This window comes from Paenibacillus sp. FSL M7-0656 (assembly GCF_038003225.1).
Classification (GTDB): domain Bacteria; phylum Bacillota; class Bacilli; order Paenibacillales; family Paenibacillaceae; genus Paenibacillus; species Paenibacillus amylolyticus.
Map to the genome: position 1 here is coordinate 2274051 of NZ_JBBOOT010000001.1, position 17185 is coordinate 2291235.

The 17185-nt window shown below is 45.9% G+C and carries 15 protein-coding genes; 2 read left to right on the top strand and 13 right to left on the bottom strand.

The features are described 5' to 3' along the window. Positions 1-264 precede the first annotated feature (264 nt). From MHI01_RS09800 to leuB, 8 genes are all read right to left on the bottom strand, one after another. Positions 265-1221, bottom strand: a complete 957-nt coding sequence (locus MHI01_RS09800) for an aldolase catalytic domain-containing protein (RefSeq protein ID WP_036610133.1) — start codon at positions 1219-1221, stop codon at positions 265-267. Between the two features lie 83 nt (positions 1222-1304). Then, on the bottom strand, positions 1305-2618 hold the full coding sequence (locus MHI01_RS09805; RefSeq protein WP_340983012.1) for a DUF4129 domain-containing protein: 1314 nt from the start codon (positions 2616-2618) through the stop codon (positions 1305-1307). After that, entirely contained in the window at positions 2615-3730 is a 1116-nt protein-coding gene (locus tag MHI01_RS09810) for a DUF58 domain-containing protein (RefSeq protein ID WP_036669763.1), read from the bottom strand. Before MHI01_RS09810 ends, MHI01_RS09805 begins: the two co-directional genes overlap by 4 nt. Positions 3731-3734: 4 nt before the next feature. After that, positions 3735-4700 carry an AAA family ATPase gene (locus MHI01_RS09815; RefSeq protein ID WP_047842249.1) on the bottom strand — a complete coding sequence of 322 codons (966 nt, stop codon included), beginning with the start codon at positions 4698-4700 and terminating at the stop codon, positions 3735-3737. Positions 4701-4821: 121 nt separating this feature from the next. Further along, positions 4822-5928 (bottom strand): PAS domain-containing sensor histidine kinase, encoded by a 1107-nt coding sequence (locus MHI01_RS09820; RefSeq protein WP_036610143.1) that lies wholly within the window; start codon positions 5926-5928, stop codon positions 4822-4824. Between the two features lie 448 nt (positions 5929-6376). Further along, a complete protein-coding gene (locus tag MHI01_RS09825; RefSeq protein ID WP_017689649.1) occupies positions 6377-6793 on the bottom strand; it encodes a hypothetical protein in 417 nt (138 codons plus the stop codon). 356 nt (positions 6794-7149) lie between these two features. Next, complete coding sequence (locus tag MHI01_RS09830) at positions 7150-7689, bottom strand: peroxiredoxin (protein WP_036610146.1); 540 nt, start codon at positions 7687-7689, stop codon at positions 7150-7152. A gap of 277 nt (positions 7690-7966) precedes the next feature. Beyond that, positions 7967-9052 carry a 3-isopropylmalate dehydrogenase gene (gene leuB / locus MHI01_RS09835; protein ID WP_036610148.1) on the bottom strand — a complete coding sequence of 362 codons (1086 nt, stop codon included), beginning with the start codon at positions 9050-9052 and terminating at the stop codon, positions 7967-7969. 233 nt (positions 9053-9285) lie between these two features. Here leuB and MHI01_RS09840 point away from each other — a divergent pair, with 233 nt between their 5' ends. After that, complete coding sequence (locus MHI01_RS09840) at positions 9286-10266, top strand: aldo/keto reductase (protein ID WP_036669756.1); 981 nt, start codon at positions 9286-9288, stop codon at positions 10264-10266. A gap of 259 nt (positions 10267-10525) precedes the next feature. Here MHI01_RS09840 and MHI01_RS09845 read toward each other — a convergent pair whose 3' ends face one another. From MHI01_RS09845 to ilvB, 4 genes are all read right to left on the bottom strand, one after another. Further along, the gene (locus tag MHI01_RS09845) at positions 10526-12067 is read right to left on the bottom strand and encodes a 2-isopropylmalate synthase (protein ID WP_036610154.1); all 1542 of its coding nucleotides are present in this window, start codon (positions 12065-12067) and stop codon (positions 10526-10528) included. 139 nt (positions 12068-12206) lie between these two features. Further along, entirely contained in the window at positions 12207-13199 is a 993-nt protein-coding gene (ilvC, locus tag MHI01_RS09850) for a ketol-acid reductoisomerase (protein WP_036669754.1), read from the bottom strand. Positions 13200-13460: 261 nt separating this feature from the next. Next, positions 13461-13943 (bottom strand): acetolactate synthase small subunit, encoded by a 483-nt coding sequence (gene ilvN, locus MHI01_RS09855; protein ID WP_024628317.1) that lies wholly within the window; start codon positions 13941-13943, stop codon positions 13461-13463. Further along, positions 13940-15691 carry a biosynthetic-type acetolactate synthase large subunit gene (gene ilvB / locus MHI01_RS09860; protein ID WP_036610160.1) on the bottom strand — a complete coding sequence of 584 codons (1752 nt, stop codon included), beginning with the start codon at positions 15689-15691 and terminating at the stop codon, positions 13940-13942. The genes ilvN and ilvB overlap by 4 nt, the downstream gene beginning before the upstream one ends. Positions 15692-16295: 604 nt before the next feature. On the opposite strand from ilvB, the gene MHI01_RS09865 reads away from it, so the two are divergent. Next, a complete protein-coding gene (locus tag MHI01_RS09865) occupies positions 16296-16739 on the top strand; it encodes a GNAT family N-acetyltransferase (RefSeq protein ID WP_036611020.1) in 444 nt (147 codons plus the stop codon). A 6-nt stretch (positions 16740-16745) separates the two neighbouring features. On the opposite strand, the gene MHI01_RS09870 is transcribed toward MHI01_RS09865, so the two are convergent. Beyond that, entirely contained in the window at positions 16746-17135 is a 390-nt protein-coding gene (locus MHI01_RS09870; RefSeq protein ID WP_047842246.1) for a hypothetical protein, read from the bottom strand. Positions 17136-17185: the final 50 nt, after the last annotated feature.

Consider the following 17185-nt stretch of genomic DNA (forward strand, 5'->3'; position numbering starts at 1 on the left):
CTATCCTGAATTACATTAACCAAACTCAACAACTTACTACACGATTCGACAAAAAACATATTAACCAACGTTCAATTCACATGCATACACATGCTATCTGGTACATAATAACATTTAATTTTGTATACGTGAACTAAAAAATAGTTACTCCTAGGAATATTTATTCACAAATATATAGAAAAACAAGGCATTAAGAACTAAAAAAACATGGATCTCCAGTTAGAGTCCATGTTTTCCTATTTTGCAACTGTATTTCAGACTATATTACTTCTCAAAATTCACTTCTGGTGTTGTTAATTTATCATAGAAATCAACAACCTTATCCTTGTCTTCCGATGAGCGAATCGCCATCGCTGAACGTGGATGCTCGTCCAACGCACCTGTAATCATGTAAGGCAGAATGTAACCCCATTCTTCTTTTTCTCTGAGCGGAACCATCAACTGTTCCAATACACCAAGTACTGGACGCAGATTGTATTTTGTTCCTTTCAGATGAGCTACGAGCAATTCGGTTGGACAGTTTCCTGCCGCACGTCCCATACCATACACAGAAGCGTCAAGCAGTTCAACGCCAAGTTCTGCCGCAACCAATGTGTTAGAAAACGCAAGTTGCATATTATTATGTGTGTGAACACCAAGACGTTTGTTAGGCAAGTGAGTCTTGAACTTCTCTACCAGATATTTCACATCATTATGGTCCAAGCTACCGTAGGAGTCTACAATGTAAACAACATCCACAGCGCTTTCTTTGATCAATTCAAATGCTTCCAGCAATTCATTCTCCATAACATTGGAGAGTGCCATAATATTAAGTGTAGTTTCATATCCACGATCATGGAATGTTTGAACCAGTGCAAGTGCCTTGTCTACATCTTTGCTGTAGCAGGCAACCCGGATCAGATCCAGCATGCTCTCACTGCGAGGCAAGATATCATTTTCGTCCACACGTCCAACGTCAACCAGTGCAGACAGTTTGGTATTGCCTTTTTGAGGAATAACTTTACGCAGGAAATCATCGTTCAGGAAACGCCATGGTCCTGCTTCCTCGGCACCTTTAAGCAACTTCGGAGAGTTCTTATATCCAATTTCCATATAATCAACGCCAGCTTCATTCAATCCAGCATATAGCTGTTGAACAAAGTCCACGCTAAAGTCCCAATTATTCACCAATCCGCCATCACGGATCGTACAATCTACAATTTTGCAATGATTTGTCTTCATTAATGTCTGCTCCTTTTCTGACCAACTTGTGTGTTCCTCTCATGATACTTGAACGTGACAAGAAAAGTAAAGGGATTCCGGACTTATTTACTTCGATAAGATCTCCAGATTCGGTCAATCTCAACCATATCGGAACGATCGGGAGCTTTCTCTCCATAACGAACGGCATTATACGTATCTGGCAGTCTCGCAGACAGCTCACCTTCTTCTACCTTCATACCATTCTGAATAATGGTCTGTGCAGCCTCCAGCGGAGTGTGTGTCCCCTGTATTTCCACGCCTCGATGAGCGGCTCTTTCAATCCAAGTCCGATAGTAATACCGAACACGTTCGGCATCCTGTGCAGGTGGCGCTTCTTTCTTCCGAAACCAATTCTTTCGGACTTTTGCTGGCGCATCAAGCGTCTCACTGACATCGATATACTCCGTCCGTGGTTCTGCCTTCTTTTCACCTGGTTGTAACATCCCCTTGAATCGGTCCATAAGTCTGTTTATCGTTTTTTGTCCCAACCTCAGAAGCAGCCACAGAATTGCTCCTGCTACAGCACACATCACTATCCATCCGAGGATGTTCCAGAAGACTGAGGGCTCGGATGGCGGCTCTCTCCAGTCATTCGGTATATTTAACTGCTGATTGGGGTTGTCCATTGGTAATCGTGGCTCCTCGCCGGAAATCGGACCAAACCATCCCCTGATCCATGCGAGCAAGCGATCACGTAGCGGTCCCAGCCAGGCAGCCAAACTTGGGAAAGCACCAATCGCTACGATAACAATAAACATCCACATGAACCGCTGATGATTCGCACGTGCAAAATCTCTTAATACCAATCTTCTCTTGCCGTCATTGAGTATTGCCTGATCCAGTTGCAGCATATATCGTCCAACTAGCCAAAAGGCAAAGCTGATCACTCCGGCAATATAGATCCATAGGGTATAGGTTCGTATTGGCTGCATGAATTCCAACGAATTCGAAGCAATCATAAGCACGATTGCACTGATTACACCCATAATCTGCAAGCGCCATAACAATACAGAATGAAAGACTGGCTGGAGGGTCAGACCTGCATAAGCCGAGATGACTCCACACAGTACCAATGTGATGATATCCGGCAACGGGAGAATAAGGCTCAACCCAACAACGAGTGCGAAGAGAAATCCTATGACGAGTGCCGCTAGTCCACGAATGAGTGTACTTTTCTCGCTAAAACCTGGAATTTTATGCTGAATGAATTGTCCCAACCAACCTACAAGAACAACCAGGATGAATAATGTGTACGGCAAATGTTCCATTGCGTAGAATGAAGCAAGCGTAAATATCGGAAAAAGGTATATGCCAGCCATCAAGACGGCAAGCATTGTTATGAGTCCTGTGGTCGTCGCTACCGGTCTGTTCCTCATGCACTCACCGCCTTCGTATTACCCTTCACGTCCTCTACCGGGAGAATCGTTACACGATGTCCTTGTTCGTGCAGACGTGCAATCTCGTGCTCCATAGCGGCAGATACATAGGATGTAATCAGCAGATAGCTGCGGATTTGCTGTGCTTCTTCATTCAGACGTACTTCATCATTCAGGAATTGCTCCATGGGCACCATGCATTTCAACTCTGTCTCAGCCATAGCTTCCAGTAACCGTTCCAGATGGGGCGTGCCATAATCCGGTTCAATCCGAAGTGTATCGCGGCCTCCACCCACATGATAACCATTATGGGCGAAACCTGCTGGCAACCCTCTACCGATGGCATCCACTGCAGCCGTGGCAGCGTAACGAAGTGCCCGCTCAATCTTTTCCGGTCGAGTAACAACACTCCACATATCTGCAGATTCCTGAATGTTGACTACAATCCAGGATTGCGGATCAGCCGTCCATCCCTGCTTGTAGACCTGTAATTCACCTGTACGTGCACTCGCTTTCCAGTGAATACGATTCATGGGGTCGCCTGCACCATAAGGCCGAACACCCAGAATCAAGAAAGGATCTTCAACGATCCATCGTGATACTTCCACTTCTCCCTGCCATACCTGATAAATTGCAGGAAGATCCTCTGCATTCACTAATGAGGGATACACAATCATAGACATTTGCAAAGGAATCGGTTTGGTGGAACGCCACACGCCAAAGAGATCCCCACCTGTCATCGTTGCTGTATTTAATGGATAAATTCCACGCTGAGTACATGTAAAAGGATGCTTGCGCGTAATGCGAGTAAACGGTTTTAACGTAAAAATACTCTTATGGTTCTGATAGATTTCGCCTTGACTAATATCCATACCTGAGCCGGAACGAAAAACAAACGACACTGGCATCATCGATTCAAGTCTGAGCCACGGTACGGAGACTCGTTTCTCATTTGATATCGTCTCCACCATCTCAAGTTCATCTCCAGCGTAACAACGCAGCTTGCTGAATTGTCTGCTGTATCTGAGTTTTCGCAGTGCAGGTCGTCCAAACCACACACCATGTATAACAACGACAATGCCTCCAACAAGGACAAGCCATAATAATGCCATAAGATTAACGCCCGCTTGTAGCGAGATTCTCCGTAGGCACTTCTGTCTGATTCAGAAGTTCCTGGATGATACGCTCCGCCAAGCCCTCTTGTTGTCTGATCCTGTTACGGAATACCAGTCGGTGGGCCAGCACAGGTTCCGCCAGTACTTTAATATCATCAGGCAAAACAAAGTCTCTGCCATGCAGTGCAGCCCATGCCTGACTTGCCTTGAGTAATGCCTGAGCCCCTCGTGGACTTACGCCAAGCGAGAGCTCTGGATGTTGCCTTGTCGCTTCGGTTAACTGAATGATATATCGTAGCAAATCTTCGTTGATTTGCACTGTTTTATACGTATCCTGCGCCTTCAAAAGTTCTTCACGACTGATCACTGCCGAGAGATCATCAACAGAACGACTGGCTACCGTACGTCTCAAAATTTCTACACTCTCTTCACTGCTTGGATAACCCATGCGAATTTTCATCATAAAACGATCCATCTGCGCTTCAGGTAGTGGAAAAGTTCCCTGGTTATCTACAGGATTCTGGGTGGCGATAACGATGAATGGCCGTTCCAGCTGTCTCGTTGAACCGTCGATACTGATCTGGCGCTCTTCCATACACTCCAGCAAGCTTGATTGTGTACGCGGTGTAGCACGGTTAATCTCATCGGCTAGTACAAGATTGGCAAACAAGGGGCCGGGTCGGAATTCAAAATCCCCTTCTTTTTGATTAAAAAAATGAATCCCTGTTAAGTCAGAGGGCAGCAAGTCCGGTGTAAACTGTATCCGTTGGAATGTGCAGTCCAATGAAGAGGCTACCGATTTGGCAAGCATCGTTTTTCCGGTACCCGGTACATCCTCCAGCAGCACATGTCCTGACGCTATGATCGCTGTCATTACCAGCTCTATCGTATGCTCTTTTCCCACAATCACTTTTCCCACGTGATCCATCAGTTGTTGATTCATTTGTTCCATTCCTTGGATTTCCATCTGCATCTCATCCTTCCGTTATGGAGCTTATGTATTCGCATTCATTACTAACTATAACCGTTATTGGCAACATAAAACAAAGGAGTTGGCAAATGGCCAACTCCTTAACTCCCCGCTTTTCTCAATATACCAAGGGTAACATAATTATAAACCGCGTGCCTTCGCCCTTTTTGCTATCCACAGAGATGGTGCCTCCATGGTTCTTGATGATTCGGTAACTCACCGAAAGTCCAAGCCCCGTTCCGCTCTCCTTGGTCGTGAAGAACGGATCAAACAGACGTACAAGCGTGTTATGGTCCATCCCATGACCGTTATCCGCGATGGAGATCTGTACGAACTTGTTTTCCGTGGCGGTAGATATTCGAATTAGACCCGTATGTTCTTCGCCAACTTCCTCAATGGCATCCATTGCGTTTTTCACCATATTCAAAATAACCTGCTTAATCTGTTTGACATCAATGGACACATTCAGCGGGGCATCCCCTTCATCCAGTACGATCTCGCATCCCTTCATCAACCCTTCGCTTTCGGTCAGCAAGACCACCTCTTTGAGCAAAGAGTCGACGGATATCACGGTCTTCTGTGGAGCTGACGGTTTGGAAGAATTCAAAAATTCGTAGATGATGTCATTCGCCCGATCAATCTCCGTCAGTATGATTCGAGCGTACTCGTCTTTGCCGAGCTGCAGCAAATGGGGCCTGAGCAGTTGAATGAACCCACGGATTGCAGTCAACGGATTACGAATTTCATGAGCAATAGATGCTGAAATTCGCCCCAGCATCGCAAGTTTGTCATTTTGATAAGCGGTCTGTTCAATTTGTTTATAATCAGATACATCTTTGACGCTGAACAAGAAGTCGCCATCCATCTGATCACCGTACGTCACAGTAACCAGCCAATGCCTTCCGTATTCATCAATCAATTCATGATAGCGCTTACGATGAAAAATAGTTTCCCGATAGATACGTAAAATTTTCTTTTTCTTGAATCGGCTCATCTGCGGATGATGCAGCATTTGCATCAGGGTGCAGCCGCTCAACAGACTTCTTGGAAGTTCCAACAACTTTGCCATCTGAACGTTAATAAACGTCAATACACCGTGACTGTCAAACAACATAATACCGCTATCCAGATGTTCCAGTACATTCTCGTACTTGTTGTTATCCAGATGCACAGGCGGGAAACCATCCGTTGGTTGAGGCACTGTATCCTGAAATTCACTAATCATGTCAGGTTCCTCCTTTTCACGTAAATGATAAACTTGCCATTCGGACATCATATCATCACAGAAACAGGAAGGGCCGATTTTATTTTTCATTACCGGTGCCCTTTCGTTGGGGGGCTGAGCCGAAAATATGGATGGCATGTCCGGAACTCAAGCTGGTCTATTCCCGGTAACCAACAGTCGATCCGGAAAATCATATACGTTTGTCCCATTCTGACCTTCTCCTATTCCCAAACACGAACATTTTTTGCTCCGCCTCTTTTGCAAGTCTGTTTTTATCATAGACAAGTTTATAGAAGAGAGTCAATCGGAGAAAGTGTCGAATGGAAATTATTTTAAAAAAAAACCTCGAATTAGTTCCAGAACACAGCACAAAAACGAAGCCGTTTCACCCAGTAGGCAAATCAGCTTCGTTTTTAATATCTTTAATTGGTGATATATCCGAGATCATCTATAGTCCGGTCTTATTATGCTGAATTTTCAGTCTGCGCTGACTCATCACAGCTAATCGACGTTTAAGTTCGCTTTCCCACTTCTCGTCTTTGGTTTCCTTCGCGAGCCTGAGCAAATCCAGAGCCATATCAATCTGGCGCTGCACAATGACCATGGCATCCTCGCTCTCACGGTTTACACAGTTTTCGAAAATGGCATCCTCATCTTCTGTAACATAATCTTGAAAGTCTATCTCGGATGCACCGTCTCCATGCGCATATTCAGCCAGGATTTCGTATTCATTTTCCACTTTATAATGCACCTCAACCCGGTGACACACCGGGCAAAACAGCAGGGGAACATTATGAACCTGGGTGCGGTAATGCTTCAGCGTGCCCTTCGTTCCAACCATACTTGCCCCACAACAGTAACTCATTTTTGTTCACCCTCCTTATTACGTGCCGGGACTTTTTTGTTAAAATGCCATCCCGTACACTTACAGCACTTCCAAAAAGGAATAGTTCCATCAGTGTATCACATTCATGTACAGATTATAAATGCAGAGCACCGGAATATTTACCGGGTTTCCATACCCTATTCGCCTTAAAGGCCATCAATTCCTCTTTCAACAGATAAAAAGAAGACTTTCTTCTAATATATTATTAACACGCTTAGCTGCTTGTTCAAACACTTTTGATTAACTTCGTGATAACTTCCGTCAAAAGGGTGCAAAAAGCCCTCAATCCCTAACGGGATGAGGGCTTGAACAAAAACCGTTCAAGTTAACTTGGCTTACAGGTTAGTGTCGCCTGGTTTCCAGTTCATTGCACACAATCCGCCGGATTGCAGTGCTTGCAGTACGCGAAGTGTTTCTTCAACACTACGGCCTACATCGTTGTGGTTAACTACTTGATATTTCAATTCGCCTTCTGGATCGATGATGAACAGACCGCGCAATGCTACGCCTTCTTCTTCGATCAGAACGCCGTAATCTTTAGCCACTTGCTTCGTGATATCGGAAGCCAGTGGGAAGTTCAATTGACCCAGACCATTGCTGTCTACAGGTGTATTGATCCATGCTTTGTGGCTGTGTACGGAGTCTACGCTCACGCCAAGGATTTCTGTATCCAAAGCTTTGAATTGCTCGGAAGCAACGCTCAAAGCTGTAATTTCAGTTGGGCACACAAATGTGAAGTCCAAAGGATAAAAGAAGAATACAAGCCATTTGCCACGATAATCGGACAGTTTAACGGAACCGAAGTCTTGTCCGTCTCCCGATACTGTTTCCATTGCGAAATCCGGTGCTGGTCTACCTACCAAACGTTCTGCCATAACTAAAAATTCCTCCTTTGGGATTATGTAAGCATCCTTGCGGATTGCTCATCATCAAGAAAAACGCGTACGCTTTTCCTGTAATTAAAATGATTTGATACTTGATAACAAGTACAAGTAAAATGTTATCATCCGGACTTCCTAAAGTCAAGATTATAAACATTATTTTTTTATAATCATTATAAATAAGGAATTTTCGTGGCAAAAATGATAAAGGAACAGCCCTCTGCACATTCCATAACTGGAAACAAAGGGCTGCCTGTAGTTGATAATATAATTACGCCTGTTTCTGAATAGCCGCCACGATCAAATCGCCCATTTCGGTCGTGCTGATCGCTGTGCTCTTGTCTACAGCAATATCACTTGTGCGGTGTCCTGCATTCAATACATCCGACACAGCTGCTTCAATGGCATCCGCACCTTCTGTATAACCAAAGGTTGTACGGAACATTAATGCCAAAGAGAGAATGGTTGCAATCGGATTAGCGAGGCCTTGACCTGCGATATCCGGTGCGGAACCGTGTACCGGTTCATAGAGTCCGAAGCTGCCCTCTCCCAGTGATGCAGATGCGAGCATACCGATGGAACCTGTCAACATCGCTGCTTCATCACTCAAGATATCTCCGAACATGTTTTCCGTTACGATGACATCGAAGCTGGACGGACGACGCAGCAATTGCATCGCGCAGTTGTCTACCAGTACATGCTCCAGTTCAACATCCGGATAATCCGGTGCTACCCGGTTCACGACTTCACGCCAGAGACGGGAAGTTTCCAATACGTTGGCTTTGTCTACAGAAGCCAGCTTTTTGCGACGTCCTTGCGCAATTTCGAACGCCTGACGAACGATCCGCTCCACTTCTGTTACATTATATGCACATGTATCCACAGCCTCTTCGCCCTGTGCACTTTCACGTCTGAACTTCTCACCGAAGTAGATCCCACCTGTCAACTCACGTACCACCATCAGATCTGTACCTTCCAGTACTTCAGGCTTCAGAGTTGAAGCATCCTTCAGGCAATCAAATACGACAGCCGGACGCAGGTTGGAGAACAATCCAAGTGCTTTGCGAATACCCAGCAGGCCTGTTTCCGGGCGAAGCTCTTTGCTGTTGTTATCCCATTTTGGACCACCAACCGCTCCAAGCAGGACTGCATCTGCACTTTTACATACGCTCAGTGTTTCTTCAGGAAGAGGTGTACCCTTCTCATCAATCGCGATTCCGCCAAACAACGCATGCTCTGTCTCAAAACGATAACCGAATACTTCCTCCGTACGTTTAAGAACTTTCTCAGCCTCAGCTACGACTTCAGGGCCAATTCCGTCACCTGCAATAACTGCAATTTTTTTCACGTCTGCCATTGGGTTGTCCACTCCTTATATTTCATTCATTAATTATTCATAAAGTAACGTCTCATATTAACTCTCTCTTTTGTATCATATTCCAAGGTCATTTGACCAAGATATACAATCTATGACTTTAATAGATTTTACCTATAAGCCAATAGAGATTGGCCTTTCCAAGTTGTTCTGACCTCCCGGCTGGGTTAAAATATAGCTGAATTCAAATCAGGTACGCAGGAGGGATAAGCAACATGCAATATTCGTATTTGGGTAAATCAGGCCTCAAGGTCAGCCGAATCTGTCTCGGTACTATGAATTTCGGGCCTGCTACAGATGAAAAAGAAGCTTTCCGCATTATGGACGCAGCACTTGATGCAGGCGTGAACTTTTTTGATACCGCTAACATCTACGGTTGGGGTGAAAATTCCGGCCTTACCGAAGAAATTATCGGACGCTGGTTCAACCAGGGTGGAGGCAGACGTGAGAAAGTGGTTCTGGCCACTAAAGTCTATGGCTCCATGCATGATGATACAGATGGCCCCAATAACGAAGCTGGCCTCTCAGCCTACAAAATCAGGCGGCATCTGGAGGGTTCCCTCCGCCGCTTACAGACCGATCATATTGAGCTGTACCAGATGCACCATGTGGACCCTGCCATATCGTGGGACGAGCTGTGGGGTTCGTTCGAGAATGCCGTTCATCAGGGTAAAATCGGTTATGTAGGATCGAGTAACTTTGCCGCATGGCAGATTGCAATCGCTCAAAGTGAAGCCAAGAATCGTCATTTCCTCGGCCTGGTTTCCGAACAGCATAAATATAGTCTCAACTGTCGTTTGCCTGAGTTGGAAGTACTGCCCGCAGCCAAAGAGCTGGGCCTCGGCGTCATTCCATGGAGTCCACTGGATGGTGGATTACTGGGACGTAACGCTCTGCAGAAGCTGGAAGGAACACGCAGCGGGGGCATCGCTGGACGGATCGAGCAGCAGCAAACTCAGCTTGAAGACTTTGCCGCACTGTGTCGTGATCTCGGTGAACCACAGGATACGGTGGCTTTGGCATGGGTTGCAGCCAATCCGGCAGTGACCGCCCCGATTATCGGACCACGTACGCTGGAGCAGTTTGAGACCGCACTCAAATGTCTGGACGTGACTTTGGATGAAGCCGTGCTCAAACGTCTGGATGAGATTTTCCCGGGTCCAGGTGGACATGCACCTAATGCATACGCATGGTAATAGCTTGATGGCGTAAGACAATACAATAGGAAGCGTAGAAAAGGTTCTGTGTTTTACTGCCATAATTATATAAATACAAGCAAAAGAGTCTGACCCTCCACAGGAGAGTCAGACTCTTTACGTACCTCACTAAACGTAACAAAGCAAGCCGAACGATCTTCTATATCCATTAAATTAAAGATAGATCATTCTAGCAGCATACATGTGTCTCAGCTTAAAGTTCAGTTCAATGAAAGGTGCGTGCTTCTTGCATTGGAGCCTACAGATTAACGTTTACACGGTTCGTATATGTCTTGCGCTTCTCAATCAATTGATTCAGGCCGTCTACATAGGCACGTGCACTTGCACCCAATATATCTGTGCTTACGCCACGTCCTTGTACCGAAACCTGATTCTGAGTCAGCACAACATGTACTTCACCCAATGCATCCTTACCATGCGTTACCGATTTGATAGAGTAGTCAGACAACGTTACGTCTTCCCCACTCACTTGGTCAATCGCATTGTAGATCGCATCTACCGATCCGTTACCCTCTGCTTGCTTCTCAATCGTATCCCCATCAAGCGTTGCAATGCGGACTTTGGCCGTTGGTACCGATTCATCTCCGTAAGTTACGAAGATGGATTCCAGTTTATACACCTCAGGTGCATCCTGCAATTTCTCTTCAATTACGGCAAGCAGATCTTCGTCAGTAACTTCTTTTTTCTTATCAGCCAGATCTTTGAACTGGGCGAAAGCCCGATTCAATGCTTCTTCTTCCAGCTCATATCCCAGATCAATCAACCGTTCACGGAAGGCATGACGACCAGAATGTTTACCCAGTACAAGTTTACTTTCCTTCAGACCGATGGACTCTGGGGTCATGATCTCGTACGTGGTTTTTTCCTTCAGCATACCATCCTGGTGAATGCCAGATTCATGTGCGAAGGCATTTGCCCCAACAATGGCTTTGTTTCCAGGCACAACCATACCTGTCAAACGGCTAACCAAACGACTGGTCCGTGCAATCTCAGACAACTGCAGCGATGTTTTCGCCTGGAAAAATTCCTGACGTGTCTCCAGTGCCATAGCAATTTCCTCGATCGCCGTGTTTCCGGCACGTTCACCAATGCCATTGATCGTACCTTCGATCTGATCGGCTCCGTTGAGAATGGCTGCAAGTGTATTGGCCGTCGCCATACCCAAGTCATTATGACAGTGGGCGCTCAGCTGTACCTTTTCAATACCGTGTACATTCTCCTTGAGATGTTTGAAAATGTTTCCGTATTCATATGGGCTCAGGTAACCAACCGTATCCGGAATATTCACGACGGCTGCACCTTCTTCAACAGCCATATTCACCATTTCCACGAGGAAATCATACTCGGTACGACCTGCATCCTCAAGGGAGAATTCAATCTTCGAGAATGTTTTCTTTGCATAACGAATCGCGGAACGAGCTGTATCCAGTACCTGCGCTTTGTCCATGCGCAATTTATGTTGGCGGTGAATAGGTGAAGTTGCCAGGAAAACGTGAATGCACGGGTCCTGTGCACCTTTAAGTGCTTCCTTAACCGCATCAATGTCTTGCTCTCTGGAACGGGACAAGCCAATTACAGTCACATTTTTGACCGCATTTGCTACTGCATTGACAGCTGCCAGATCACCTGGAGATGCCGCCGGGAAACCCGCTTCCATCCGGTCAATGCCAAGCCGCTCGAGCTGATGGGCAATTTCCACCTTTTCACGAGTGTTCAGATTGACTCCCGGGGATTGCTCTCCATCACGTAGCGTTGTGTCAAATACATAGATTTTACGCACGCTTCGCACCTCCTGTACTTGTTGTTATATGTTTCTCTGAACCAGCAATAGCGGCTCACGCATAAGCACGGCCGCTATTCCCAGTTAAAGCTCTAAGTTTACTTAATTACCTTAAGGTGCATGCTCTAGAAGTTAATGCTTACTTCTTGATCCAGTGCATCATCTCACGCAATTGTCCGCCAACCACTTCGATTGGGTGTTCAGCTTCGTTACGACGAGTTGCTGTCAAGAATGCACGTCCGGATTGGTTTTCCAGAATGAAGTCACGTGCGAATTTACCTTGTTGGATATCCGTCAGCACTTCTTTCATTGCTTTCTTCGTATCTTCAGTTACAACGCGAGGTCCAGTTACATAGTCACCGTACTCAGCTGTGTTACTGATGGAATCACGCATGCTTGAAAGTCCGCCTTCATACATCATGTCAACGATCAGCTTCAGTTCGTGCAGACATTCGAAGTATGCCATTTCAGGAGCGTAACCCGCTTCTGTCAATGTTTCGAATCCAGCTTTTACCAATGCACTCACGCCACCACACAGAACAGCTTGCTCACCGAACAGATCTGTTTCTGTTTCTTCACGGAAGGAAGTTTCGATAACCCCTGCGCGTGTACAACCGATACCTTTAGCATAAGCCAAACCGATTTCTTTAGCTTTACCCGTTGCATCTTGCTCAATAGCGATCAGGCCTGGTACACCAAAACCTTCCACATAAGTACGACGTACCATGTGACCAGGGGACTTAGGAGCTACCAGCAATACATCGCTGTTTTTTGGAGCAACGATTTGACCGAAATGAACGTTGAAACCGTGTGAGAAGAGCAATGCAGCGCCTTCTTTCAGGTTTGGTTCGATTTCGTTTTTGTATACAGAAGCTTGAGTTTCGTCTGGCAGCAAGATTTGAACTACATCTGCGCGGCTTGTTGCTTCAGCCGGGGACAGAACTTCAAATCCGTCATTTTTTGCAGTGTCGAAGGATTTACCTTCACGAAGTCCGATGACTACGTTCAATCCACTATCACGAAGGTTTTGAGCTTGGGCGTGGCCCTGGCTACCATAACCGATTACCGCGATCGTTTTTCCTTTCAATACGTTAAGCTCTGCATCCTGTTCATAATAAGTAGTTACTGGCATGTTTATAAGTCCTCCTTTGTATTGTAAAGAACCCTTCATTAATGAGCGGGTGTCTCAAGGGACCGCCTCGCTTGGAGTGTCAAAAGCATCTCTGGTCTGATCCGATCCGTTCAGACACCCGCCCATTAATGCGGGAATGTAGCTATATTTTCAAGCGTTACATCACTAAAATGTTAAATTACAACTGTTAAGGGACTGACACTCACATAAGATCAACTGTATATGTTAGCTAACCGTCGTCCCTCTTCATTCATTATAACTTTATACGTTGCCGCGTACCAATGCAGTAATGCCTGTACGAGACAATTCGCGAATGCCATATGGCTTGAGCAATTCAATCATAGCATCAATTTTGTCCGTATCTCCGACTACCTGCACAATCAGGCTGCCCGGACCAACATCTACAACGGATGCGCGGAATGTTTCTACCACACCCAGAATTTCAGGACGCTCGGAAGGCTCTGCTTTCACTTTAATCAAAGCGAGTTCACGGGCTACCATCGGTTTCAGGCTGAAATCAACCACTTTAATAACATCGATGATTTTATACAATTGTTTCTCAATCTGCTCCAGCGTTTTATCGTCACCAATGGTGACAATAACCATCCGGGAGAGTCCAGGTTCTTCCGATTGACCTACGGTAATACTCTCAATGTTAAATCCGCGTCGACCGAACAACCCTGATACACGCTGAAGGACGCCTGGCTGATCGTTTACCAATATTGAAATCGTATGTCTAATCATTCGTCAGCATCCCCCATCAGCATTTGATCAATTGTTGCTCCCTGCGGAACCATTGGATACACATTTTCATCCTTGCGTACTACGAATTCTACAACGACTGGTCCTGGTGTGTCCAAAGCTTCCTGCCAAGCACGCGCTGCTTCTTCTTTATTCGTTGCACGCAATCCTTTCACGCCATATGCTTCAGCCAGTTTTACAAAATCCGGGCTTCCTGCCAGATCAATGTGGCTGTAACGGTTCTCATAGATGAGTTCCTGCCATTGGCGAACCATTCCAAGGACCTGATTGTTAATGATCACAATTTTTACCGGTATATTGTTAATGGCACAGATTGCGAGTTCTTGGGAACACATCTGCATTCCGCCGTCACCGTTAATGGAGATAACGAGTCTGTCCGGATTGGCCATCTGAGCACCAATTGCAGAAGGGAATCCGAAGCCCATCGTTCCGAGACCACCCGAAGTTACCCATGAACGTGGTTGATTAAACTTGTAATATTGTGCCGCCCACATCTGATGTTGTCCCACATCCGTAGTCACAATTGCTTCACCTTTGGTTGTATCATTCAACATTTCAACAACCCACTGCGGTTTCAGCACTTCGTCTGAATCCGTATAGCTGTATGGCTTCTCTTGTTTCCACTGTTTGATCTGGTCTCTCCATGCATCTGCACGCTCTGCACGTCCAACTTCTTTGTTGGCTATTTCAAGTACGGTCTTCACATCACCAACGATTGGAATATCGGTTGCAATGTTTTTACCAATCTCAGCCGGATCAATATCGATATGAACGATTTTGGCATGTGGAGCGAATCCGTCCAGCTTACCTGTTACCCGATCATCGAATCGTGCGCCGATATTAATCAGCAGATCCGACTGTTGGATGGCCAGGTTGGATGTGTATGTTCCGTGCATTCCTGGCATTCCTGTCCATAGTTCATGCCCACTTGGGAATGCACCAAGCCCCAGAAGGGTTGTCGTAATCGGAATGCCTGTCTTCTCAACAAACTCGAACAGTTCTTCATGTCCTCCCGAGTATACCACACCGCCACCGGCCAGAATCATTGGACGTTCTGCTTCCTGAATGGCCTGAGCCAAACGGTCAACCTGCAGTTTGTTTGGTACTGTCCGTGGATTGTACCCTCTTAATGTAACAGGTTCAGTACTCGGTTCAAACAAGGTTTTGTTGGCTGAGACATCTTTTGGAATGTCGATCAGTACAGGACCTTTACGGCCGGTGTTGGCAATATGGAATGCCTCATGAATGATACTCGACAAATCCTTAACATCTTTTACCAGATAGCTGTGTTTGGTGATCGGCATTGTAATCCCGGTAATATCTGCTTCCTGGAAAGCATCCGAGCCGATCAGGCTGGAATTAACATTTCCCGTAATGACAACCAGCGGCACAGAATCCATATATGCCGTGGCTATTCCAGTAACCAGATTGGTTGCTCCCGGCCCGGAGGTAGCGATACAAACACCAACTTTGCCGCTTGCACGTGCATATCCGTCAGCTGCATGAATTGCACCTTGTTCGTGACGGGTTAAGACGTGTTTGAAATCCTCGAAACCATACATTGCATCGTAAATGTACAACACTGCGCCACCCGGGTAACCAAATACGCAATCCACACCTTCAAGCAACAAACTTCTCAGCAGAATCTCGGAACCGCTAATGACCTCCGGCTTCATCCATTTTTCACGTAATTCATCTGTCGATCGTACTTCTGGAATTTGAGCTCCCATTAGTCATCCTCCTCTCGGAATTTACACCATTCTGACATTTAAAGTTACAAAAAAAACCTTCCATCCCCTGCAAACAAGTTCATGCTTGCGAGGGACGAAAGGTTATCGCTTCCGTGGTACCACCCAACTTTGCCCGAAATTTCGCAATAACGGACCTTACCAGGTACAACAAAACGAATAGCTCAAACGAACATAGTCGTTTCCCATACCTGTTGTCTGTAACGCAGACATACGATTTTCCCTAATACGCGAAAGGAGTGACATCCAGTGCTTTTCAGGAAAACAGCTCCGAGGTGAGCTCGTATATAAGGGATAATGGTGGTGGTTTCAGCAATTCCAGCCACTCTCTGAGCAAAAGAGCCCTTAAAACTTCGTCCTCTTCATAGCCGATGAAATATTCTCGTTAAATGTTAGGAACATTATATGATTCCTCCAACCGATAAGTCAATACCTGTTTTGCATAAAAATTCAGAGAACCTTCCTTCCTCCCTCTTCAGCCTATAAGGTTGCCCTAATCCCAGCGCTTCATTCAGTCACCTTTTATCTTGCTTCGGGCATAGGATATACGAGCAGCACGACTGGTCCTGAAAGGAGGCTCCGCATGGTGATTCGGCAACGCACATCCAAGCTGGATGATGGCGCCATCATGAAGCTGATTGACACTCAACTTGTTCCTTTATCCCATATGAGCGAAAAGGAAATTAATAAAATCCGCAAAGAAATACCCCTGCGAATGAACAGGGGCATGACCTTTGTTGTCTCGCCGGAGCCAGACAAAGCTGCTGTGGCATTCATCCATTTTCTCATGCATGGGGAATTGCTCTATGTCGATATGATGGCCGTTAGTCCGAAAGAACAACGCAAACGTTACGGGCAAACTTTGTTGCTCAAAGCAGAGAGCTTTGCGGTATCTCGGGGTTGTCGAAGATCTAAAGTGATGGTGGATGAGGGCAATACCAAAGGGCTTCAGTTTTATCAAAAAAATGGATACAGCGCGATTCGATACATCATGATAAGCCGCTGCTACGAATTGGAAAAAACATTATAGAATGTCCTAGAAAAATCCTGGTGGGCGTGGACCTGGACCATAAGGGCCGAATCCAGGACCAGGTCCATATCCGCCACCAGGTCCTCCAGGTCCATATCCCGGTCCGTAGCCTGGACCATATCCAGGGCCTGGTTTTGGTCCAGGTCCATATCCGGGACCGAAGCCGGGACCACCTCCATAAGCATAAGGCAGTGTGGCAATAGCGAGTAGATCAAACAATACCAGTGGCAGAATCGCTTTTGTACGTACTTTTTTGCCATTCAAACGCTTGAGTACCAGTTTGTTGCCCGATACTTTCAACAGCTTTCCCGTAACCCGAGTGCCGTCTTTTTTGATTGCAACAATATTTTTGCCTATTAATTTCATCGCTTCATCACGCGTAACTTGTTGTTTCATACTTTCCCCTCCTCCTCGGATCGTTCAAAACAGTGTATTCGTCCATCACT

What these genes read in the sequence shown, in the direction of transcription:
- MHI01_RS09820 (WP_036610143.1), bottom strand. Translation starts at nt 5,928, where the DNA reads ATGATTAGTGAATTTCAGGATACAGTGCCTCAACCAACGGATGGTTTC.
- MHI01_RS09815 (WP_047842249.1), bottom strand. Translation starts at nt 4,700, where the DNA reads ATGGAAATCCAAGGAATGGAACAAATGAATCAACAACTGATGGATCAC.
- MHI01_RS09810 (WP_036669763.1), bottom strand. Translation starts at nt 3,730, where the DNA reads ATGGCATTATTATGGCTTGTCCTTGTTGGAGGCATTGTCGTTGTTATA.
- MHI01_RS09805 (WP_340983012.1), bottom strand. Translation starts at nt 2,618, where the DNA reads ATGAGGAACAGACCGGTAGCGACGACCACAGGACTCATAACAATGCTT.
- MHI01_RS09825 (WP_017689649.1), bottom strand. Translation starts at nt 6,793, where the DNA reads ATGAGTTACTGTTGTGGGGCAAGTATGGTTGGAACGAAGGGCACGCTG.
- ilvB (WP_036610160.1), bottom strand. Translation starts at nt 15,691, where the DNA reads ATGGGAGCTCAAATTCCAGAAGTACGATCGACAGATGAATTACGTGAA.
- ilvC (WP_036669754.1), bottom strand. Translation starts at nt 13,199, where the DNA reads ATGCCAGTAACTACTTATTATGAACAGGATGCAGAGCTTAACGTATTG.
- MHI01_RS09840 (WP_036669756.1), top strand. Translation starts at nt 9,286, where the DNA reads ATGCAATATTCGTATTTGGGTAAATCAGGCCTCAAGGTCAGCCGAATC.
- leuB (WP_036610148.1), bottom strand. Translation starts at nt 9,052, where the DNA reads ATGGCAGACGTGAAAAAAATTGCAGTTATTGCAGGTGACGGAATTGGC.
- MHI01_RS09870 (WP_047842246.1), bottom strand. Translation starts at nt 17,135, where the DNA reads ATGAAACAACAAGTTACGCGTGATGAAGCGATGAAATTAATAGGCAAA.
- MHI01_RS09800 (WP_036610133.1), bottom strand. Translation starts at nt 1,221, where the DNA reads ATGAAGACAAATCATTGCAAAATTGTAGATTGTACGATCCGTGATGGC.
- MHI01_RS09830 (WP_036610146.1), bottom strand. Translation starts at nt 7,689, where the DNA reads ATGGCAGAACGTTTGGTAGGTAGACCAGCACCGGATTTCGCAATGGAA.
- ilvN (WP_024628317.1), bottom strand. Translation starts at nt 13,943, where the DNA reads ATGATTAGACATACGATTTCAATATTGGTAAACGATCAGCCAGGCGTC.